The 20867-nt window shown below is 70.8% G+C and carries 16 protein-coding genes; 9 read left to right on the top strand and 7 right to left on the bottom strand.

Annotation, left to right across the window (positions count from 1 at the left end; all coding sequences use genetic code 11):
* From PSEJ35_RS0106230 to PSEJ35_RS0106215, 4 genes are all read left to right on the top strand, one after another.
* On the top strand, positions 1-885 hold an 885-nt coding region (locus PSEJ35_RS0106230), incomplete at its 5' end, for a methyl-accepting chemotaxis protein (RefSeq protein ID WP_028917039.1).
* Positions 886-998: 113 nt separating this feature from the next.
* The gene (locus tag PSEJ35_RS0106225) at positions 999-1865 is read left to right on the top strand and encodes a CheR family methyltransferase (RefSeq protein ID WP_037082549.1); all 867 of its coding nucleotides are present in this window, start codon (positions 999-1001) and stop codon (positions 1863-1865) included.
* Entirely contained in the window at positions 1862-2452 is a 591-nt protein-coding gene (gene cheD / locus PSEJ35_RS0106220; protein ID WP_037082547.1) for a chemoreceptor glutamine deamidase CheD, read from the top strand. Before PSEJ35_RS0106225 ends, cheD begins: the two co-directional genes overlap by 4 nt.
* Entirely contained in the window at positions 2452-3504 is a 1053-nt protein-coding gene (locus tag PSEJ35_RS0106215; RefSeq protein WP_037082544.1) for a chemotaxis response regulator protein-glutamate methylesterase, read from the top strand. Before cheD ends, PSEJ35_RS0106215 begins: the two co-directional genes overlap by 1 nt.
* Before the next feature lie 60 nt (positions 3505-3564).
* Here PSEJ35_RS0106215 and PSEJ35_RS0106210 read toward each other — a convergent pair whose 3' ends face one another.
* From PSEJ35_RS0106210 to PSEJ35_RS0106195, 4 genes are all read right to left on the bottom strand, one after another.
* Positions 3565-4485, bottom strand: coding sequence for a 5'-nucleotidase (locus PSEJ35_RS0106210; protein ID WP_028917035.1), 921 nt, complete (start codon positions 4483-4485; stop codon positions 3565-3567).
* A 54-nt stretch (positions 4486-4539) separates the two neighbouring features.
* On the bottom strand, positions 4540-4938 hold the full coding sequence (locus tag PSEJ35_RS0106205; protein ID WP_232207587.1) for a hypothetical protein: 399 nt from the start codon (positions 4936-4938) through the stop codon (positions 4540-4542).
* 182 nt (positions 4939-5120) lie between these two features.
* Positions 5121-5891 carry an NAD kinase gene (locus PSEJ35_RS0106200; RefSeq protein WP_028917033.1) on the bottom strand — a complete coding sequence of 257 codons (771 nt, stop codon included), beginning with the start codon at positions 5889-5891 and terminating at the stop codon, positions 5121-5123.
* Positions 5892-6049: 158 nt separating this feature from the next.
* Positions 6050-11059 (bottom strand): NAD-glutamate dehydrogenase domain-containing protein, encoded by a 5010-nt coding sequence (locus PSEJ35_RS0106195; RefSeq protein WP_028917032.1) that lies wholly within the window; start codon positions 11057-11059, stop codon positions 6050-6052.
* A 127-nt stretch (positions 11060-11186) separates the two neighbouring features.
* On the opposite strand from PSEJ35_RS0106195, the gene PSEJ35_RS0106190 reads away from it, so the two are divergent.
* From PSEJ35_RS0106190 to PSEJ35_RS0106180, 3 genes are read left to right on the top strand one after another with little or no spacing between them, the layout of a single operon-like run.
* Positions 11187-11819, top strand: coding sequence for a TetR/AcrR family transcriptional regulator (locus tag PSEJ35_RS0106190; protein ID WP_028917031.1), 633 nt, complete (start codon positions 11187-11189; stop codon positions 11817-11819).
* A gap of 20 nt (positions 11820-11839) precedes the next feature.
* Positions 11840-13042 carry an efflux RND transporter periplasmic adaptor subunit gene (locus PSEJ35_RS15565; RefSeq protein WP_037082542.1) on the top strand — a complete coding sequence of 401 codons (1203 nt, stop codon included), beginning with the start codon at positions 11840-11842 and terminating at the stop codon, positions 13040-13042.
* Between the two features lie 12 nt (positions 13043-13054).
* Entirely contained in the window at positions 13055-16201 is a 3147-nt protein-coding gene (locus PSEJ35_RS0106180) for a multidrug efflux RND transporter permease subunit (RefSeq protein WP_028917030.1), read from the top strand.
* A 426-nt stretch (positions 16202-16627) separates the two neighbouring features.
* Here the strand turns inward: PSEJ35_RS0106180 and PSEJ35_RS0106175 are convergent, their stop codons facing one another.
* The gene (locus tag PSEJ35_RS0106175; RefSeq protein ID WP_028917029.1) at positions 16628-17239 is read right to left on the bottom strand and encodes a superoxide dismutase; all 612 of its coding nucleotides are present in this window, start codon (positions 17237-17239) and stop codon (positions 16628-16630) included.
* A 243-nt stretch (positions 17240-17482) separates the two neighbouring features.
* Between PSEJ35_RS0106175 and PSEJ35_RS0106170 the strand changes: the two genes are divergently transcribed.
* Positions 17483-17914 (top strand): ribonuclease domain-containing protein, encoded by a 432-nt coding sequence (locus tag PSEJ35_RS0106170; protein WP_028917028.1) that lies wholly within the window; start codon positions 17483-17485, stop codon positions 17912-17914.
* Positions 17911-18348 carry a barstar family protein gene (locus PSEJ35_RS0106165; protein ID WP_028917027.1) on the top strand — a complete coding sequence of 146 codons (438 nt, stop codon included), beginning with the start codon at positions 17911-17913 and terminating at the stop codon, positions 18346-18348. Before PSEJ35_RS0106170 ends, PSEJ35_RS0106165 begins: the two co-directional genes overlap by 4 nt.
* Here PSEJ35_RS0106165 and PSEJ35_RS0106160 read toward each other — a convergent pair.
* Together PSEJ35_RS0106160 and PSEJ35_RS0106155 are read right to left on the bottom strand one after the other, a co-directional pair.
* Positions 18330-18878, bottom strand: coding sequence for an SRPBCC domain-containing protein (locus PSEJ35_RS0106160; RefSeq protein WP_051412541.1), 549 nt, complete (start codon positions 18876-18878; stop codon positions 18330-18332). The two genes, PSEJ35_RS0106165 and PSEJ35_RS0106160, sit on opposite strands and share 19 nt — an antisense overlap.
* Before the next feature lie 67 nt (positions 18879-18945).
* Entirely contained in the window at positions 18946-20832 is a 1887-nt protein-coding gene (locus PSEJ35_RS0106155; protein WP_028917025.1) for an ATP-binding cassette domain-containing protein, read from the bottom strand.
* Between the last annotated feature and the right edge of the window lie 35 nt (positions 20833-20867).

Raw genomic sequence — 20867 nt, 5'->3', positions numbered from 1 at the left:
GGCGACCTGACGGTGCGGATGGAGGGCGAGTTCCACGGAGTGTTCGCGCGCATGCGCGACGACGCCAACGCCACCGTGGCCCAGCTCACCGCCATCGTCTCCCGCATCCAGGACGCCTCGGCCGCCATCAACACCGCCTCCACCGAGATCGCCTCCGGCAACAACGACCTGTCCCGCCGCACCGAGCAGCAGGCCGCCAACCTCGAGGAAACGGCCGCCTCCATGGAAGAACTGACCTCCACCGTCAAGCAGAACGCCGACCACGCCCGACAGGCCAACCAACTGGCCATCGGCGCGGCCAACGTCGCCTCCGAGGGCGGACAGGTCGTCGGACAGGTCGTGGCCACCATGGCCGACATCCAGGCCGCCTCGCGCAAGATCGCCGACATCATCTCCGTCATCGATGGCATCGCCTTCCAGACCAACATCCTGGCCCTGAACGCGGCCGTGGAAGCCGCACGCGCCGGCGAACAGGGCCGCGGCTTTGCCGTGGTCGCCACCGAGGTCCGATCCCTGGCCCAGCGCAGCGCCACCGCCGCCAAGGAAATCAAGGCCCTGATCGAGGATTCCACCGGCAAGGTCGCCGACGGCGCCGCCCTGGCCGAGCGCGCCGGCAGGACCATGGGCGAGATCGTGGCCTCCGTGCAGCGGGTCACCGACATCATGGCCGAGATCAGCGCCGCCTCCCAGGAACAGGCCGCCGGCATCGAGCAGGTCAACCAGACCATCGTGCAGATGGACGAGACCACCCAGCAGAACGCCGCCCTCGTGGAAGAAGCCTCCGCCGCCGCGCGCGCCATGGAGGAACAGGCCGCTGGCCTGGCACAGGCCATCGCCGTGTTCCAGACCGGACAGGATCGCGCGCCACTGCCCCGCGCCGCCTGACCGGCCCCGCCGGCCCGGCCCGGCGACGGACCCCGCACCGGCGTCAACTCCGGGCCGGCGGCGCCGATAACCGCCACGACCCCGTGCCCGCTCCACCGCCTCCGGATCCCGAAATGAGCGCCGCCCACCTGCCGCACCCGCCCGCGGACCCGCGCGAGTTCGCCTTCTCCGACCGCGACTTCCGCCGCGTCTGCCAGATGATCCACGCCCGCGCCGGCATCGCCCTGGCGCCGGGCAAGCGCGACATGGTCTACGGCCGCCTGTCGCGGCGGCTGCGCGCCCTGGGCCTGTCCGGGTTCGGCCCGTACCTGGACCTGCTCGAGGACGACCCCGCCGGTGCGGAATGGCAGCATTTCACCAATGCCCTGACCACCAACCTCACCGCCTTCTTCCGCGAGCCGCACCACTTCGAGCGGCTGCGCGCCCAGCTGCGCGAGATCGGCGGCGGCGCCACCGTCCGGCTGTGGTCCTGCGCGGCCTCCACCGGCGAGGAGCCCTACTCCATGGCCATCGCCGCCTGCGAGGCCTTCGGCTCCCTCGCCCCGCCGGTGCGCATCCTGGCCACCGACATCGATACCCAGGTGCTGGCCACCGCACGCCGGGGGGTGTATCCGCTCGAGCGCGTCGCCGCGCTGGACGAGGGCCTGCGCCGCCGCTACTTCCAGCGCGGCGTCGGCCCCAACGAAGGCCGCTGCCGCGTCCACCCGGCGCTGCAGGCGCTGGTCGAGTTCCGCCAGCTCAACCTGCTGGCGCCGCGCTACGAGGTCGGCGGGCCCTTCGCCGCCATCTTCTGCCGCAACGTGATGATCTACTTCGACAAACCGACCCAGCGCGCCATCCTCGCCCGCCTGGTCGGCCACATGGGCGACGGCAGCCTGCTCTACACCGGGCACTCGGAGAACTACCTGCACGCCGCCGACCTGATCCAGCCCTGCGGCCGCACCCTCTACCGCCGCACTCCGCCGGCGACGCGCGCATGACCGCCCTGCGCGCCGACGATGTCCTGCGTTACCAAGACCCGCAGTTCCGGGTGCCGGCGGCCAAGCTGCTGCCCACCCAGTACCTGGTGGTGGACGACGGCACCGCGCTGGTGACCGTGCTCGGCTCGTGCGTGGCCGCCTGCATCCGCGACCCGCTGCTGCGCCTGGGCGGCATGAACCACTTCCTGCTGCCCGACGGCAACGGTGGCGACGGCGCCCCGGCCCGCTACGGCAGCTACGCCATGGAGGTGCTGATCAACGAGCTGCTCAAGCGCGGCGCCAGCCGCAAGCGGCTGGAGGCCAAGGTCTTCGGCGGCGCCAACGTGCTCAAGGGGTTCACCAGCAATCCGGTGGGCACCCGCAACGCCGAGTTCGTGCGCGCCTACCTGGACGCCGAGCGCATCCCGGTGGTGGCCGAGGACCTGTGCGGCATCCATCCGCGCAAGGTCTGGTTCTTCCCGCAGACCGGGCGGGTGATGGTGCACCGGCTGCCGCATGCGCACGACGCCGCGGTGGCCGCGGCCGAGTCGGCGGTGCGCGCGCGGCTGTCGCGCACGCCGGTCAGCGGCGGCGTGGAGCTGTTCTGATGGGCCAGCCGGTGCGGGTGCTGGTCGTGGACGACTCGGCGGTGGTGCGGCAACTGCTGACCGAGCTGCTGGCGCGCGACCCCGAGATCGAGGTGGTGGGCACGGCCGCCGACCCGCTGCTGGCGCGCGAGAAGATCCGGCGGCTGAACCCGGACGTGCTGACCCTGGACGTGGAAATGCCGCGGATGGACGGCCTGGCCTTCCTGGAGCACCTCATGCGCCTGCGGCCGATGCCGGTGGTGATGGTCTCCTCGCTCACCGAGCGCGGCGCCGACGTCACCCTGCAGGCCCTGGCGCTGGGTGCGGTGGACTTCGTCACCAAGCCGAGGCTGGGCGTGGCCCAGGGGCTGGCCGAGTACGCCGGCGAAATCGCCGCCAAGGTCAAGGCCGCCGCCCGCGCCCGGGTGCGGCCGCTGACGCGGCCTGCGACGCGCCTGGAGCCGCTGGCGCCGGCGGCGGCGGCCACCGCACCGTTCCGGACCACCGAGCGCATCATCGCCATCGGCGCCTCCGCCGGCGGGACCGAGGCCATTCGTGCGGTCCTGGAACGGATGCCGCCGGACGCGCCGGCGGTGATGCTCGCCCAGCACATCCCGGGCAGCTTCAGTCGCGCCTTCGCCGAGCGCCTGGACCGGCACTCGCCGCTGCTGGTGCGCGAGGCGAGCGACGGCGAAGCGGTGCTGCCCGGGCACGCCTACCTGCCGCCGGGCGACCGCCACCTGCAAGTAGTGCGCGACGGCGCCCGCTGGCGCTGCCGGGTGGACGACGGCCCGCCGGTGAACCGGCACCGGCCCTCCGTGGACGTGCTGTTCCGCTCGGTGGCGCGCAGCGCAGGCCCCAACGCAGTGGCCGCCATCCTCACCGGCATGGGCGACGACGGCGCCCGCGGCCTGCTGGAACTGCGCCAGGCCGGCGCCGCCACCCTGGTCCAGGACGAGGCCAGCAGCGTGGTCTGGGGCATGCCGGGCGCCGCGGTCAAGCTCGGCGCCGCCCAGGAGATCGTGCCGCTGGAGCGCATCGCCGGCCGCCTGCTGGAACTGGCCGCGGGCTGAGGCCGGCCGCGGGCGCCGGGCCGCGCTTCCGCGCCGGCCGTCCCGCCGGCACGAGGCCGCTCACCCCTCCTGGTTGGCCACGCCGTGCGGCACGTGGCCGGCGGCGACGTGCAGGCGGGCGCTGTCGATGTTGTGGGTCGAGTCGTCGAAGAAGATGTCGGCCCCGAACGCGGCCAGGAACGGACCCTTGTCGCGCCCGCCCAGGAACAGCGCCTCGTCCAGGCGCACGCCCCACTCGCGCAGGGTGCGGATGACGCGCTCGTGCGCCGGCGCCGAGCGCGCGGTGACCAGGGCGGTGCGGATCGGCGCGTCCTCGCCCGGCGGAAACGCCGCCTGCAGCGCGTGCAGCGCCGACAGGAAGCCACGGAACGGCCCGCCGGACAGCGGTTCGCGCGCACGCTGCCGCTCGTGAAGGCCGAACGCCTCGACGCCCTGCTCGCGCGAGATGCGCTCGCTCTCGTCGCCGAAGATCACCGCGTCGCCGTCGAAGGCGATGCGCAGCTGGTCGCGCGGCGCATCCACCGCACGCGCCGGCAGGATCGTCGCCGCGGCCACGCCGTGCTGCAGCGAGCGGCGCACCGACTCGGGGTTGGCCGAGAGGAACAGGTCGGTCTTGAACGGCGCCACGTACGGCCAGGTCGGCTCGCCGGAGGTGAACACCGCGCGGACGATGTCCAGGCCGTGGTGCTGGATCGAGTTGAAGATGCGCAGCCCGGTGTCGGCCGAGTTGCGCGACAGCAGGATCACCTCGACCTTTGGCACCTCCGGCGGCAGCCGCCGGTTCAGCGCCAGCAGCTTGCGCACCACCGGGAAGGCCACGCCCGGATCGAGGACCTGGTCCTCGTGCTGGCGCTGGTACTCGGCGTAGGCCTCCACGCCCTCGCGCTCGAACAGCGCATGACTTTCCTCCAGGTCGAACAGCGCCCGCGAGGTGACCGCGATGGTGAGCAGGCGGGCGGCGTTGTCGTCGGGTCGGGCCATGCGCCGATTATCGTGCATGCGTGGCGACGGTGCTCGCCTGTCGACCGGCTCCGGCTACTGGGTCACCGCCACCCGCACCGGTGCGCCGCGCTGGCTGTCGCGCGTGACCGCGCGCACCTCCAGCATCAGCCGGATCGGGCGCTGCTCCGGCGGCAGCAGGTCGTGCCAGGTGAACTGGTGTTCGGCCTTGCGGCCGTTGACCGGCGAAGTCACGACCCCCTCGGGGATCAGCCCTTCGGGAGCGGCACCGTCCACCACGCGGTACTCGAAGCCGATCTCGTCCAGGTCGTAGCCGGTGCCGCGCGGCCACTTGATCTGCACCGACAGGAAGCCCAGTGCATCGCAGCTGGCGCCGCCACCGGCGCCGCGGATGACGCTGGTGGCCTCGATTTCCGGTGGCGGGATGGATGGATTGTCGATCAGCGACGGATGGATCACTGGAAAGGGCGTCATGTTGCTGGTGAACAAGCACGCCGCAAAAGCCTGCGCCGGCAAGACGCAGAGCAAGAACAACAAGCGCAACTTCACGGGACCCCTCCCCTTCCGTTGTCTCGACCCCAGGTTGTACGCCGGCGAGGAAGACCCACTTCGTCCGGCGCTCCGGACGCGGCAGGGCCGCATCCGGAAACGCTATTTCATACCACGAACTGCTCGCTCAGGATACGTTCCTCGAGGTTGTGTTCCGGATCGAACAACAGCGTCACAGTCCTGTCGGTCGATTCGCGGATCACCACCTCCACCACGTCGCGCGTCTCGTGCGAATCGGCGGTGACGCTGACCGGGCGCTTGTACGGATCCAGCACCTCGAAGCGGACCTCGGTGTCGGCCTTGAGGATCGCGCCGCGCCAGCGTCGCGGGCGGAACGCGGCGATCGGGGTGAGCGCGATGGTGTGCGAGCCCAGCGGCAGGATCGGGCCGTGCGCGGAAAAGTTGTAGGCGGTGCTGCCCGCGGGCGTGGCGACCATCACGCCGTCGCAGATCAGCTCGTCCAGGCGCGCCTGGCCGTTGAGATGGATGCGGATGTGCGCCGCCTGCCGGGTCTGCCGCAGCAGCGAGACCTCGTTGTAGGCCAGCGAACCGACGCTGCTGCCGGATTCGGTCTGGGCGAGCATTTCCAGCGGGCGCAGCTTGGCCGGCTCGGCCCCGGCGAGGCGCTCGAGCAGGTCGTCGGCGAGGTAGTGGTTCATCAGGAAGCCGACGGTGCCGAGCTTCATCCCGTACACCGGCTTGCCCAGTCCGCCGTGGCGGTGGAGGGTCTGCAGCATGAAGCCGTCGCCGCCAAGCGAGCAGATCACGTCGGCCTCCTCCGGCGCATGCTGGCCGTGGCGCGCGACCATCGTCGCCAGCGCCTCCTGGGCGTTGGGCGCGGTGCTGGCCAGGAAAGCGATGCGGGGGCTGACGCTCATCGGGGTCTCCATGCGCGGTGCTGCGTCCGGCACGGGAGCATAACCCCAGCGGCCCCGCCTTGCCCCCTGGGGGCGAGGCGGGCGCGCGGCCATCGCACACCGTGGCGGCGATGGCAGGGACAACGCGGGGCGCCGGCGATCCGGCGCCCCGCCAGGGCTCAGCCGCGGGCTGCCAGCTGGCCCAGCTTCTGCACGGCCACCGACAGGGTCGGGTAGTCGAGCGTCTTCTGCGCGGACAGCTCCGCCAGCATGCCCAGGGTGAAGCGCAGGGCCGCGTCGTCGCGCTGCAGCCAGTGGCGGACCTTGGCATCGGCGTCCGCGCCCGGCATCGCGATCACCTGGCCGGCGAGCGCGCGGTGGTGCGCGGCCAGCTCGTCGCGCATCACCCCGCGGGCGACCGCGTGCCAGCGGCCGTCCACCGCCAGCGCGTCGATCTGCTCGAACAGCCACGGCAGGCCCAGCGCGTCGCCCAGGCGGAAGTGCACGCGCGAGACATCCACCGGCTTGAGCTTGCGCGAGCGGGCCAGCTCGATGATGTCGAACGCCGGCTCCAGGTACGGCAGTTCGGCCAGCTGCTGGGCCAGCTTCGGCGGCATGCCCTTGTCGCGCCACTCGCGCAGCGAGGCCTCGTAGGCCGGACGCTGCGAGTCGGGCAGCACGCCGGACGCCTCGCGGATGTCGTTGAACGGGTCGTGGTAGCGCTCCACCGCCTCGGTGATGCTCGGCATCGGGCCGGGGCGGTTGAGCAGCCAGCGCACGAACGAGCGCTGCAGGCTCCAGATCACCTGCAGGGCGTCGATCTGCGAGGCCTCCGGCAGCTTGCCGTCCAGCGCGTCGATCTGCGTCCACAGGTCGCGGGCGCCCAGCACCTCGCGGCTGATGGTGTAGGCCTTGGCCACCTCGGCCGGGCTGCGACCGGTGTCCTCCTGCATGCGCAGCAGGAAGGTCGCGCCCATCCGGTTGATCGTCTGGTTGGTCACCGCGGTGGCGATGATCTCGCGCTTCAGGCGGTGCTTCTCCATCTGCGCGGCGTACTTCTTCTGCAGCGGCACCGGGAAGTAGCGCTGCAGCTCCTTGGACAGGTACGGGTCCTCGGGGATGTCCGAGTCCAGCATCTGCTGGAAGGCCACCAGCTTGGAGTACGACAACAGCACCGCCAGTTCCGGACGGGTCAGGCCCTGGCCGCGCGCCTTGCGCGCCGACAGCTCCGCGTCCGAAGGCAGGAATTCGATCTGGCGGTCGAGCAGGCCCTGCGCCTCGAGGGTGCGGATGAAGTGCTGCTTGGAGCCCAGGCGCTTGACGCTCATCCGCTCCATCAGGCTCAGCGCCTGGTTCTGGCGGTAGTTGTCGAGCAGCACCAGGCGGGCGACCTCGTCGGTCATCGAGGCCAGCAGCTTGTTGCGCGCCGGCACCGTCAGCTTCCTCTGCGCGACGACCTCGTTGAGCAGGATCTTGATGTTCACCTCGTGGTCGGAGGTGTCCACGCCGGCGGAGTTGTCGATGAAGTCGGTGTTGAGCAGCACGCCGGCCTGCGCGGCCTCGATGCGGCCGAGCTGGGTCATGCCCAGGTTGCCGCCCTCGCCCACGATCCGGCAGCGCAGCTGGCAGCCGTTGACGCGCAGCGCGTTGTTGGCACGGTCGCCGACGTCGGCGTTCTGCTCGCTGGATGCCTTGACGTAGGTGCCGATGCCGCCGTTCCACAGCAGGTCGACCGGCGCCTTGAGGATGGCGCTCATCAGCTCGTTCGGGGACAGAGACTTCACGCCCTCCTCCAGGCCCAGCGCGGCGCGGACCTGCGGGGTGATCTCGATCGCCTTGGCGCTACGGGGGTAGACGCCGCCGCCCTTGCTGATCAGTTTCGTGTCGTAGTCGGCCCAGCTGGAGCGCGGCAGCTTGAACAGGCGCTCGCGCTCGGCGAACGACGTCGCCGCGTCCGGATCCGGGTCCAGGAAGATGTGGCGGTGGTCGAACGCGGCCACCAGACGGATGTGCTTGGACAGCAGCATGCCGTTGCCGAACACGTCGCCGGACATGTCGCCGATGCCGACGCAGGTGAAGTCCTCGCTCTGGCAGTCGCGGCCCAGGGCGCGGAAGTGGCGCTTCACCGACTCCCAGGCGCCGCGGGCGGTGATGCCCATGCCCTTGTGGTCGTAGCCGACCGAACCGCCGGAGGCGAAGGCGTCGCCCAGCCAGAAGCCGTGGGCGATGGCCAAGCCGTTGGCGATGTCGGAGAAGGTCGCCGTGCCCTTGTCGGCGGCGACCACCAGGTACGGGTCGTCCTGGTCGTGGCGGACCACGTCGCGCGGCGGCACGATCTTGCCGCCGACGATGTTGTCGGTGATGTCCAGCAGGCCCTGGATGAACAGCTTGTAGCAGGCGATACCCTCGGCCAGCACCGCGTCGCGGTCGCCGGAGGCCGGCGGCTGCTTGACGAAGAAGCCGCCCTTGGCACCGACCGGCACGATCACGGTGTTCTTGACCATCTGCGCCTTGGCCAGGCCCAGCACCTCGGTGCGGAAGTCCTCGCGGCGGTCGGACCAGCGCAGGCCGCCGCGGGCCACCGGGCCGAAGCGCAGGTGCACGCCTTCCACGCGCGGGCCGTAGACGAAGATCTCGCGGTACGGGCGCGGCTTGGGCAGGTCCGGGACCTGCGCCGAGTCGAACTTGAAGCTGATCGTCGGCGGCGGGTTGCCGTCGGCGCCGGTCTGGAAGTAGCTGGTGCGCAGGGTCGCGTCGATCGCGCCGATGAAGCCGCGCAGGATGCGGTCGTCGTCGAGGCTGGAGACGCGGTCCAGCAGCTTCAGCAGCGCGCCGCGGGTGGCCGCTTCCTGGGTGGCGCGGTCGCCGCTGCGGGCGTCGACCACTTCCTGCAGGATCTTCACCACCGACTCGTCGCCGCCGGCCAGCACGCGCAGCTGGTCGGCCAGGCGCTGCTGCCCGGCCAGGATCTGGGCGCGTGTCTCGCGGCCGGTGGCCGGGTGGAAGCGCGCCTCGAACAGCTCGACCAGCAGGCGCGCCAGCAGCGGGTAGCGGCCGAGGGTCTCCTCGACGTAGTTCTGCGAGAACGGCACGCCGGTCTGCAGCAGGTACTTCCAGTAGCCGCGCAGCAGCGCGACCTGGCGCCACTCCAGGCTCGCCGACAGGACCAGGCGGTTGAGGCCGTCGTTCTCGGCGCGGCCGGACCAGATCGCGGCGAAGGCTTCCTCGAACGCAGGCGCCAGCGCGGCGACGTCGGCGCCACCGGCCGGGCGCTCGACCTCGAAGTCCTGGATGTACAGCGGCTGCTCGCCGCCGCCCGGCAGGCTGGCCTGCAGGCGGTACGGGTGCTCGGAGATGACCTTCAGGCCCATGTTCTCCATGAGCGGCAGCACGTCCGACAGCGGGATGTCGTCGTGCTGGCGGTACAGCTTCAGGCGCAGGCTCGGCACCCCGTCGCGGGTGACGGTGTGCAGGCTCAGGCGCAGGTCGTCCGGACCGGTCAGCGCGGCCAGCTGTTCGACGTCGTGCGCGGCGCGCTCGGGCGAGATGTCCTCGATGTAACCCGCCGGCAGGGCGCGGCCGTAGACGTCGGCCAGGCGCAGTCCTTCGGCCTCGCCGTGGCGGCCGATCAGCACCTCGCGCAGGTCGTCGCGCCAGTTGCGCAGCAGGTGCGCCAGGCGCTGCTCCAGCTCGCTGGTGTCCAGTTCGGCGGCGCCGCCGCCGCGCGGACGCACGATCAGGTGCAGCTGGGCCAGGGGCGACTCGCCCAGGACCACGCTGGAATCGACCTGCTCGCCGTGCAGCGCGTCCTTGAGCAGGGTCTCGATGCGCAGGCGCACGTCGGTGTTGAAGCGCTCGCGCGGGATGTAGACCAGCGCCGAGAAGAAGCGGCCGTAGCGGTCGCGGCGCAGGAACAGGCGGCTGCGCACGCGCTCCTGCAGGCCGAGCACGCCGGTCGCGGTGCGGTACAGCTCGTCCTCGGTGGACTGGAACAGCTCCTCGCGCGGCAGCGTCTCGAGGATGTGGCGCAGCGCCTTGCCGCTGTGGCTGGCCGGCGACAGGCCGCTGCGGCGCATGACGTGCTCGTAGCGCTCGCGCACCAGCGGGATCTCCCACGGGCGGCGGTTGTAGGCGCTGGAGGTGTACAGGCCGAGGAAGCGCTGCTCGCCGGTGATGTTGCCGTTGGCGTCGAACTCGAGGACGCCGATGTAGTCCATGTAGCCCTTGCGGTGGATCCGCGAACGGGCGCTGGTCTTGGTCAGGATCAGCGCTTCGGTGACGCCGGACTGGTTCAGGCCGTGCGCGGCCAGGCCCTTGACCGGGCGCGGCTGGCCGTTGTCCTTGCCGCGCATCAGGCCCAGGCCGGTGCCTTCGACCGGCGCCAGCACCGCTTCGCCACCCTTCCTGACCACCTTGTATTCGCGGTAACCGAACAGGATGAAGTGGTCGGCGGCGGCCCAGCGCAGGAACTCCTGCGCCTCGCGGCGGCCGGTGTCGTCCACCGGCATGCGGCGGGTGGCCAGGTCGTCGGCCAGCACCTGCATGCGGTCGCGCATCACGCCCCAGTCGGCGACGACGGCGCGGACCTCGGCCAGCACGTCGGCGATCTGCTGTTCGATGCGGCGCATTCCTTCGGCCGGCTGGCGGTCGATCTCCAGCAGCATCAGCGACTCGGGCTTGCCCTCGCCCACCGACAGCAGCTTGCCGGAGGCGTCGCGGCTGATCCGCACCAGCGGATGGCCGAGCACGTGCACGCCCACGCCCATCTCGGCCAGCGCCATGCTCACCGAGTCGACCAGGAACGGCATGTCGTCGTTGACGATCTGCAGCACGGTGTACGGCGATTCCCAGCCGTTGTCCTTCAGCGAAGGATTGAACACGCGCACGTTCGCGGTGCCCGGACGGCGGCGGCGGGCGAACTCGAGCATGTCCACGCCCATGGCGGCCCAGACCTGCGCCGGGTGCTGCGGGTACTCGTCCTCTTCAAGGCGGCGGTAGAACTCGCCCAGGAACTCCTGCAGCTCGGCCTGCGCCGTGGCCGGCGCCTGCTTGCGCGCCGCGGCGAACACCGGCTCCAGGGAGAAGCGGCCGGCCGTCGGCGCCGCCGCGGCGGCAGTGCTGGCCTGCTTCCTGGGGCGGGCCGGCGCCTTCTTCGTGGTCCGTTTGGCACCGGAGGAGGACGATTTCATGGAATTGCAGCTCCGCGAAAGTTTGAGTGCGCGAATTGTATGCCGTCCTCCCGCGGGAACCTTGCTGCACCACGGAAGAAATTACCTCTTCCTTAATAATGAACTGGACGGTATAGTCCAATCCCTCATGGACCCGGCCACCCAGCCCGCCCTGCGCCAGCCCGCTGACGCCCGCCACCGGCGGGTGCACGACGCCGTGCGCGACCTGGTGCGCGAACAGGGCGTGCAGATCAGCATGGACGCGGTCGCCGCGCGCGCCGGCTGCTCCAAGCAGACGCTCTATGCGCGCTACGGATCCAAGCAGGCGCTGCTGCTGCAGGTGCTCGCCGACGACAGCCGCATGGACAGCCGCCTGTCCGGGCAGCCGGATGCGGCGAACCTGCGTCCGGCGCTGGTCGAGTTCGCCCGCGACCACCTCGCACGGCTGTCCAGCCCCGGCACGATCGGCGTGGCCCGCCTGGTCACCAGCCAGGCCGTGCAGTTCCCCGACGAGGTCCGCTCGCTCTACACCATCTGGATCCAGGCCCTGCAGGACCGGGTCGCCGCCTGGCTGCAACAGGCCATGCGCCGCGGGCTGCTGCGGCATGACGATCCACACTGCGCGGCCGAGCTGCTGCTTGGCATGATCACCGGCCTGGATTTCGACCGGCAGCGTTTCCTCGTCCCGCACCGCGACACCGAGGCGGCGCAGGCCCACTGGGCCGAGTTCGCCGTCGACAGTTTCCTGCGCGCCTTCGCACCTCCCGTTTCCCGCAACTGAACATTCCCCCCGGAGTTCCCATGCGCCTCCACCGCCCCCTCCTCCTGGCCTGCAGCCTGCTCGCCCTGACCGCCTGCGGCGGCAAGGAACAGGCCGGCGCGCCGCCTCCGCCGGAAGTCGGCGTGATCGAGGCGAAGCCGCAGACCGTGCCGCTGACCCGCGACCTGGTCGGCCGCCTGTCGCCGTACCGCAGCGCCGACGTGCGCGCCCGCGTGGCCGGCGTGCTGCAGCGCCGGGTCTACCAGGAAGGCAGCGACGTGCGCGAAGGCCAGGTCCTGTTCGAGATCGACCCGGCCCCGCTGCAGGCCAGGCTGGGCGTGGCCCGCGGCCAGCTGGCCCAGGCCGAGGCCAGCTACGCCAATGCGCGTTCCAGCGCCGAGCGCGCGCGCCAGCTGGCGCCGCAGAAGTTCGTGTCGCAGAACGACCTGGACAACGCCATCTCCGCCGAGCGCACCGCCGCCGCCGCGGTCGAGAGCGCGCGCGCCGCGGTGCGCACCGCCGAGATCGACCTGGGCTACGCCAAGGTGACCGCGCCGATCTCCGGCCGCGCCGGCAAGCAGCAGGTCACCGAGGGCGCCCTGGTCGGCGAAGGCCAGGCCACCCTGCTGACCACGGTCGACCAGCTCGACCCGCTGTACGCGAACTTCTCGATCAACTCCAACGAGCTGGCGCAGCTGCGCGGCGCGGCGAACGTGTCGCTGGCCGGCACCGGCAACACCCCGGTGCAGGTGGTGCTGGGCAACGGCGAGGTGCATCCGGAAGCCGGCACGCTGGACTTCTCCGACACCAGCGTCGACCCCGCCACCGGCGCGGTCACCATGCGCGCCCTGGTGCCCAACCCGGGCCTGGCCCTGTTCCCCGGCAGCTTCGTCACCCTGAAGGCCAAGCTGGGCGAACTGCGCGACGTCTACCTGGTGCCGCAGGAAGCGGTGCTGCGCGACGCCAACGGCCCGTACGTGCGCGTGATCGGCGGCGACGGCAACGTCCAGCGCAAGAACGTCACCACCGGTGGCGTGCACGACGGCCAGTGGATCGTCAGCAGCGGACTTGCCGCCGGCGACAAGGTGATCGTGTCGGGCGTGCAGAAGGTCATGGAAGGCGCCCCGGCCACGGCGACGCCGTGGCAGCCGGGCGCCGACGGCAATGCCGCCGGCGCCGCCCCGGCGCAGCCACAGGCCAAGCAGCCGGCCGACCAGGCCGCCAAGTCCGAGCCGGCCGAGTAAGGATTCCCGCCGATGCCCAAGTTTTTCATCAACCACCCGGTCTTCGCCTGGGTCGTTGCGATCCTGATCTCGCTTTCGGGCGTGATCGCGATCCTCGGCCTGGGCGTGGAGTCCTATCCCAACATCGCCCCGCCGCAGGTCACCGTCAGCGCCACCTATCCCGGCGCGAGCGCGGCCACGGTGGAACGCGCGGTCACCCAGGTGATCGAGCAGCAGCTGACCGGCATCGACCACCTGCTGTACTTCAGCTCCTCGTCCAGCGCCACCGGCCGCGCCAGCATCACCCTGACCTTCGAGACCGGCACCGATCCGGACATCGCCCAGGTGCAGGTGCAGAACAAGGTCGCCCTGGCGACCCCGCGCCTGCCGACCGAGGTAACCCAGCAGGGCGTGGTGGTGGCCAAGGCCAACGCCGGCTTCCTGATGGTGGTCGGCCTGGTCTCCGACAACCCCGCGGTGGACCGCAACGCGCTCAACGACATCAACGGCTCGCGCGTGATCGACCAGATCTCGCGCATCCCGGGCGTGGGCAGCGTGCAGCAGTTCGGCGCCGAGTACGCGATGAACATCTGGCTGGACCCGGGCAAGCTGCAGGGCTACGGCCTGTCGGCCAGCCAGGTACTGGCCGCGGTGCGCGCGCAGAACGTGCAGTTCGCCGCCGGTTCGGTCGGCGCCGACCCGGCGCCGGAAGGCCAGGTGTTCACCGCCACGGTTTCGGCCGAGGGCCGCTTCACCAGCCCCGAGCAGTTCGAGCAGATCATCCTGCGCGCCGATTCCGACGGCACCACGGTGCGCCTGCGCGACGTGGCGCGGGTCAGCTTCGGCCCGGGCGCCTACGGCTTCGACACCAGGTACAACGGCAAGCCGGTCGGCGCCTTCGCCGTGCAGCTGCTGCCGGGCGCCAACGCGCTGAACGTGGCCGAGGCCGTCCGCGCCAAGATGGACGAGCTGCAGGCGACCTTCCCGCAGGGCGTGACCTGGATCTCGCCGTACGACTCCACCACCTTCGTCAAGATCTCGATCAAGGAGGTCATCAAGACCCTGCTCGAGGCGGTGGTACTGGTGTTCCTGGTGATGCTGGTGTTCCTGCAGAACATCCGCGCCACGATCATCCCGACCCTGGTCATCCCGGTGGCCCTGCTGGGCACCTTCCTGGGCCTGTCGATCATCGGCTTCACCATCAACCAGCTGACCCTGTTCGCGATGGTGCTGTCGATCGGCATCGTGGTCGACGACGCGATCGTGGTGATCGAGAACGTCGAGCGCATCATGAGCGAGGAGGGGCTGTCGCCCTACGACGCCACGATCAAGGCCATGGGCCAGATCACCGGCGCGGTGGTCGCGATCACCGTGGTCCTGGCGGCGGTGTTCATCCCCTCCGCCCTGCAGGGCGGCGCGGCCGGCGAGATCTACAAGCAGTTCGCCCTGACCATCGCCATCGCCATGGCCTTCTCGGCGTTCCTGGCCCTGGGCTTCACCCCGGCGCTGTGCGCGACCTTCCTCAAGCCCAGCCACCACGCCAACTCGAACTGGGCGTTCCGCACCTTCAACAAGTACTACGACCGGATCAGCCGCACCTACGTCGGCCACATCGGCAGCGCGGTCAAGCACGCGCCGCGCTGGATGATCCTGTTCGCGGTGCTGGCGATCCTGTGCGGCTTCCTGTTCTCGCGCATGCCCGGCAGCTTCCTGCCCGAGGAGGACCAGGGCTACGCGATGGCCATCGTGCAGCTGCCGCCGGGCGCCACCCTGCAGCGCACCCAGGCCGTGTTCGACGACATGCGCGGCCGGCTGAGCCAGATCGAAGGCTATGAGAGCATGATGCAGGTGGCCGGCTTCAGCTTCGTCGGTCAGGGCGAGAGCGTCGGCATGGCGTTCATCAAGCTCAAGCCGTGGGAGGAGCGCAAGCTCACCGCGCCGGAGTTCATCCAGCAGGCCAACGGCGCGCTGTACGGGCTGAAGGAAGCCAGCATCTTCGTGGTCAACCTGCCGACCGTGCAGGGCCTGGGCCAGTTCGGCGGCTTCGACATGTGGCTGCAGGACCGCAGCGGCCAGGGCCAGGCGGCGCTGACCGCCGCGCGCAACCAGCTGCTGGGCGCCGCGTCGCAGAACCCCGCGCTGGTCGGCGTGCGCCCGAACGGCCTGGAGGACGCGCCGCAGCTGCAGCTGAGCGTGGACCGCGTGCAGGCGCAGTCGATGGGGCTGGACGTGGGCGACATCTACAACGCCATCAGCCTGATGCTGGCGCCGGTGTACGCCAACGACTTCTTCTACGAAGGCCGCATCAAGCGCGTGAACCTGCGCGCCGACGCCCCGTTCCGCACCGGCGCCGAGTCGCTGGGCAACTTCTACACGCCCAGCCCGGTCAACGGCGAGATGATCCCGCTCAACAGCGTGGTCAGCACCGACTGGATCACCAGCCCGCCGTCGCTGAACCGCTACCAGGGCTATGCGGCGGTCAATATCGTCGGTTCGCCGGCCCCGGGCCACAGCTCGGGCGAGGCGATGGCGATCATGGAAGGCATCGTCGAGAACGACCTGCCGGCCGGCTTCGGCTACGACTGGTCGGGCATGTCCTACCAGGAGATCCTGGCGGGCAACACCGCCACCCTGCTGCTGGTGCTGTCGATCGTGGTCGTGTTCCTGTGCCTGGCGGCGCTGTACGAAAGCTGGTCGATCCCGGTGGCGGTGCTGCTGGTGGTGCCGCTGGGCATGCTCGGCGCGGTGCTGTTCACGATGATGCGCGGCCTGCCGAACGACATCTTCTTCAAGATCGGCCTGATCACCATCATCGGCCTGGCGGCGAAGAACGCGATCCTGATCGTGGAGTTCGCGGTGGAGCAGCGTGCGGCCGGCAAGACCCTGCGCGACGCCACCGTCGAGGCGGCCCGCCTGCGCTTCCGCCCGATCCTGATGACCTCGTTCGCGTTCATCATGGGCGTGGTGCCGATGGCCCTGTCCACCGGCGCCGGCGCCAACGCCCGCCACGCGATCGGCACCGGCGTGATCGGCGGCATGCTGTTCGCCACCTTCCTGGGCCTGCTGATGATCCCGGTGTTCTTCATCGTGGTCCGGCGCATGCTCGGCGACAAGCTCGACGAGCCGTCGCGCGAGTGGCGCGAGAAGCAGGCCCGTGAGGGCGGCCAGGCCATGCGCTGACCGCCACGTCCCCGCAGGCAACCAAAGCCCCGGCCACAAGCCGGGGCTTTTCTTTTGCCGTTGCGCTGTGGCCGTTGCTCGTGCCGTTGCTTCTGCCGTTGCCGTTGCTTGTGCGGTTGCTTCTCCCCCGCCTTCGAGCGAACCGGGCATCGCAGCGGCGATGGGGGCGAAGAGGCCCACCTGTCTGAGCGAAGCGGGTTGTGGGCCGTCCCCCGCCGTCGCTTGCGATGCTCGGCAAATGCGGAAGCAACGGCCAGAGCTTCGGTGAGCCGTTGCGCGGATCCGGGCACCTCGTGGCTGCTGCGCCGTCGGTAACCGGCCCTCTCCCCTGCCCCTCTCCCGGAGGGAGCGGGGAAAAGCAACGGCCCAGAAGCAGACGCTCCGGCGAGGCCGGGGCGTCCGTGGGATCGGGCAAGCCGGGAAGGCTTACTTGATGGCCGCCTGGTAGCGGCGCTCGACCTCGTCCCAGTTGATCACGTTGTAGAACGCGCCGATGTATTCCGGACGGCGGTTCTGGTACTTCAGGTAGTAGGCGTGCTCCCACACGTCCAAGCCCAGGATCGGGGTGTTGCCCTCGCTCAGCGGGCTGTCCTGGTTGGCGCTGCTTTCGACCACGACCTTCTTGTCCGGGGTCACGCTCAGCCACGCCCAGCCGCTGCCGAAGCGGGTCAGCGCGGCCTTGGTGAAGGCTTCCTTGAACTTCTCGAAGCCGCCCAGATCGCGGTCGATGGCCTCGGCCACGCCGCCCTTGGGCTCGCCGCCGCCGTTGGGCGACATCACCGTCCAGAACAGGCTGTGGTTGGCATGGCCGCCGCCGTTGTTGCGCACCGGGCCCTGCAGGTTCTCCGGCAGGGTCTTCAGCCTGGCCACCAGCTCCTCGACCGGCAGGTCGGCGTACTCGGTGCCTTCCAGCGCGGCGTTGACGTTGTTGATGTAGGTCTGGTGGTGCTTGGTGTGGTGGATCTTCATCGTCTCCGTATCGATGTGCGGTTCCAGCGCATCGTAGGCATACGGAAGCTCGGGGAGGGTGTAGGCCACGTTTGGTCTCCTTGTGAACGTTTGCCCGGGATGCCGGGCGCAGCCCCGACAGTGTAGGGATACCGGCGCGCCCGACCAAGCCGTTGACGGCAATGCTGCATCCCGGCGGTTGGAGGGAACGCCCAGCCTGGCGATTCCCGGGTTGCACCGGCGTGAACCATCGCGTCGCCGCGGAGGACCGCGTTCAACATCGCCGGCGCGGGCTCGCGCATACTCCCGAGTATCCCTTCGCGAGCCGGACCCATGCGTTTCCAGCGTACCCGTCGCCTCCTCGCCGCCGTGCTCGTGCTCGGCGTCCTGGCCTGGCTGCTGCGGCCGGACGCGCCGATGGTGCCGGCGCAGGCGCCGCTTCCCGCCGCGGGCCAGGCCGCCGCCCCGGCCGCTGCCCTGCCCTCGTTCCTGCCGCCGGAAGCGGCGCCGGTGATCCGCGCGATCCAGCAGGGCGGACGCTTCCCGCACCGGCAGGACGGCAGCGTGTTCGGCAATCGCGAAGGACGGCTGCCCGCCCGCGAACGCGGCTGGTACCGCGAGTACACCGTGCCCACGCCGGGACTGGACCACCGCGGTCCGCGCCGGATCGTCCCCGGCGGCGATCCGCCGAGCGAGTGGTACTACACCGCCGACCATTACGAGAGCTTCCGCGCCTTCGAGCCGGGGGCCGGAGCAACACGATGAGCGATTCGGGATTCGACATCGGCCTGGACGACGCCAGCCAGGCCGGCGTGTTCGAGGTGGACGCCGCCGACCTGTCGGCGCTGGCCGCGGCCGCGCGCGACGCCGGCCTGCTGGTGCGGCGCATCGAACTGGACGGCTGCCAGGACAAGCAGTCGCTGCTGATGCGCCTGGGTGCGGTGCTGGACCTGCCGCCGGGCTGGGGACGCAACTGGGACGCGCTGATGGACGCGCTGCGCGACCTGGGATGGCTGCCGGCGCCGGGCTACGTGCTGCTGTTCGAAGGCGCCGGGCAGCTGCACGGACGGCTGCCGCACGAACTGGAGACGCTGGTCGGCATCCTCCAGGAAGCCTCGGCCTGGTGGGCCGGCTCGGACGTACCGTTCTGGGCCTTCGTGGCGATGCGCGCCTCGACGCCTCAGGGCGCGGACAGGTAATCGGCCAGCCTGCCGAGCTGCAGCCCGATCACCCCGTCGACCGCCGGGGCGATGGCCTCCAGACCGCCAGGCGTATAGCCGCCGGCGCGGTAGATGACGGTGATCCGCGTGCCCTGATCCTCGGGCGCCAGGTGCCATTCCATCACCCCGTGCAGGCCCATGCCCTGCAGCGGGCCCAGCGCGCCGACCATGCGCAGCGTGCGGGGCGCGTCGACGAACCCGACCTGCAGGTGCATGGCTTCGCGGCCGTCGCCAGTGCGCTCGCAGAAGCAGCCGCCGGCGCGCGGCTCGATCGAGAGGGTGGACTCGCTGCCCCACCAGTTGTGGTCCTTGGACCACCAGCGGTCGACGCCGCCGACCAGGCCCTGCCAGGCCACGTCCGGCGCCACGGCGACGGTGCGCGAATGTTCGACGGTGAAGCCGGCCGGGCCGGCTTCCTTGACCGCGGCAGCGGCCGGGGCCGCCCACGCCAGCAGCACTGCCAGCAGCACGGCGGCCTTGGTCAGGCCGGCGTTGATCCGGAAGTCCATTCCCCTGCCCCTGCGCTGGATGCCAGCGGGTGGTGTACGCCGTCCGCCGCGGCGCCGGCAAGTGCCATTAGCCGTCCAGTTCGGCCCAGCGGGCATAGGCATGGTCCAGTTCGGCCTGGGCTTCGGCCATGCGCCGGGTGTGTGCGGCGACCTGCCCCGGGTCCTGCTGGTAGAACCCCGGCTCGGACATCGCCGCGGCCAGCGCCGCCAGTTCGGCTTCCAGCGCCTCGATCCGCGCCGGCAGCTGCTCCAGTTCGCGTGCGTCCTTGTAGCTGAGCTTGCGCTTGCCGGCGGCGGGTACGGGCGCCGGCGTGGCTGCGGGCGCGGCCGGGGCCGGGGCGGCGGCCGCCTTCAGTGCGGGCGCTTCCTTCGGCGCCGGCCGCTGCCGCAACCAGTCCGAATAGCCGCCGACGTATTCGCCGACCTTGCCCTCGCCTTCCATCACCAGGGTCGAGGTGACCACGTTGTCGAGGAAGTCGCGGTCGTGGCTGACCAGCAGCAGCGTGCCCGGGTAGTCGGCCAGCAGCTCCTCGAGCAGTTCCAGCGTCTCCACGTCCAGGTCGTTGGTCGGTTCGTCCATCACCAGCAGGTTGGACGGCTGCGCGAACAGGCGCGCCAGCAGCAGGCGGTTGCGCTCGCCGCCCGACAGGCGGGTGATCGGCGCGCGCGCCCGCTCGGGGGTGAACAGGAAGTCCTGCAGGTAGGCCAGCACGTGCTTGCGGCTGCCGTTGAGTTCGACGAAGTCCTGGCCGCCGGCCACGTTCTCCATCGCGTTCCAGTCCTCGCGCAGGGCGGCGCGGTACTGGTCGAAATAGGCGATCTGGAGGTTGGTGCCCAGCTTCACCTCGCCGGCCTGCGGCTGCAGTTCGCCCAGCAGCAGCTTCAGCAGCGTGGTCTTGCCGCTGCCGTTGGGGCCGACCAGGCCGATGCGGTCGCCGCGCAGCACGGTGGTGGAGAAACCGCGCACCATCACCCGCTCGCCGTAGGCGAAGGACACGTCCCTGGCCTCGATCACCTTCTTGCCGGAGGACTCGCCCTGCGCGGCTTCCAGGCGCACGTTGCCGGACAGCTCGCGACGCTGCATGCGCTCCACGCGCATCGCCTTGAGCCGCCGCACGCGACCTTCGTCGCGGGTGCGGCGGGCCTTGATGCCCTGGCGGATCCAGGCCTCCTCCTGCGCCAGCAGCTTGTCGAAGCGCGCGTTCTCCTGCGCCTCGGCGTGCAGGCGTTCCTCGCGGCGGCGTTCGTAGTTGGCCCAGTCGCCCGGCCAGCTGCTGACCTGGCCGCGGTCGATCTCGACGATGCGGGTGGCCAGGGCGCGCAGGAAGCGGCGGTCGTGGGTGACGAAGACCACGCTGCCCTTCCATTCGCGCAGGAACGACTCCAGCCAGTCGATCGCTTCGATGTCGAGGTGGTTGGTCGGCTCGTCCAGCAGCAGCACGTCCGGGTCGGAGACCAGCGAACGGGCCAGCAGCACGCGCCGCTTCATGCCGCCGGACAGCCGCGCGAACACCGCCTCGCCGTCCAGTTCCAGGCGGCTGAGCACCGATTCGACGCGGCGGTCCAGCGCCCAGCCGTCGGCGGCGTCGATCTTCGCCTGGACCCGCCCCACCGCCGCGGCGTCGTAGTCGGCGGCGTGGCTGAGATGGTGGAACTCGGCCAGCCAGCGGCCCAGCTCGCCCAGGCCGTCGGCAACCACGTCGAACACGGTCCCGTCGGTGCCTCCGGGCACTTCCTGCTCCAGCCGCGCCACGCGCACGCCGGCCTGGACCCGGACCTGGCCGTCGTCCGGCTGCAGTTCGCCGGCGATGAGCTTGAGCAGGGTCGACTTGCCCGCGCCGTTGCGTCCGATCAGCGCGATGCGTTCGCCCGGTTCGATGGCGAGGTTGGCGTGGTCCAGCAGCAGCGGGCCGCCGACGCTGTAGTCGACGTCCTGGAGGGTGATCAAAGGCATCCGCGCATTGTACGCGGCGGGTCGCGGCCACCGGG

Source organism: Pseudoxanthomonas sp. J35 (assembly GCF_000513995.1).
In the GTDB taxonomy this organism is placed as follows: Bacteria; Pseudomonadota; Gammaproteobacteria; order Xanthomonadales; family Xanthomonadaceae; genus Pseudoxanthomonas.
The sequence above is the reverse complement of the archived record's forward strand: the minus strand, read 5'-3'. Positions and strand labels throughout refer to the sequence as shown.

Coding starts and splice junctions, on each gene's coding strand:
- PSEJ35_RS0106225 (WP_037082549.1), top strand. CDS start 999: ATGAGCGCCGCCCACCTGCCGCACCCGCCCGCGGACCCGCGCGAGTTC.
- cheD (WP_037082547.1), top strand. CDS start 1,862: ATGACCGCCCTGCGCGCCGACGATGTCCTGCGTTACCAAGACCCGCAG.
- PSEJ35_RS0106215 (WP_037082544.1), top strand. CDS start 2,452: ATGGGCCAGCCGGTGCGGGTGCTGGTCGTGGACGACTCGGCGGTGGTG.
- PSEJ35_RS0106210 (WP_028917035.1), bottom strand. CDS start 4,485: ATGGCCCGACCCGACGACAACGCCGCCCGCCTGCTCACCATCGCGGTC.
- PSEJ35_RS0106205 (WP_232207587.1), bottom strand. CDS start 4,938: ATGACGCCCTTTCCAGTGATCCATCCGTCGCTGATCGACAATCCATCC.
- PSEJ35_RS0106200 (WP_028917033.1), bottom strand. CDS start 5,891: ATGAGCGTCAGCCCCCGCATCGCTTTCCTGGCCAGCACCGCGCCCAAC.
- PSEJ35_RS0106195 (WP_028917032.1), bottom strand. CDS start 11,059: ATGAAATCGTCCTCCTCCGGTGCCAAACGGACCACGAAGAAGGCGCCG.
- PSEJ35_RS0106190 (WP_028917031.1), top strand. CDS start 11,187: ATGGACCCGGCCACCCAGCCCGCCCTGCGCCAGCCCGCTGACGCCCGC.
- PSEJ35_RS15565 (WP_037082542.1), top strand. CDS start 11,840: ATGCGCCTCCACCGCCCCCTCCTCCTGGCCTGCAGCCTGCTCGCCCTG.
- PSEJ35_RS0106180 (WP_028917030.1), top strand. CDS start 13,055: ATGCCCAAGTTTTTCATCAACCACCCGGTCTTCGCCTGGGTCGTTGCG.
- PSEJ35_RS0106170 (WP_028917028.1), top strand. CDS start 17,483: ATGCGTTTCCAGCGTACCCGTCGCCTCCTCGCCGCCGTGCTCGTGCTC.
- PSEJ35_RS0106165 (WP_028917027.1), top strand. CDS start 17,911: ATGAGCGATTCGGGATTCGACATCGGCCTGGACGACGCCAGCCAGGCC.
- PSEJ35_RS0106160 (WP_051412541.1), bottom strand. CDS start 18,878: ATGGACTTCCGGATCAACGCCGGCCTGACCAAGGCCGCCGTGCTGCTG.
- PSEJ35_RS0106155 (WP_028917025.1), bottom strand. CDS start 20,832: ATGCCTTTGATCACCCTCCAGGACGTCGACTACAGCGTCGGCGGCCCG.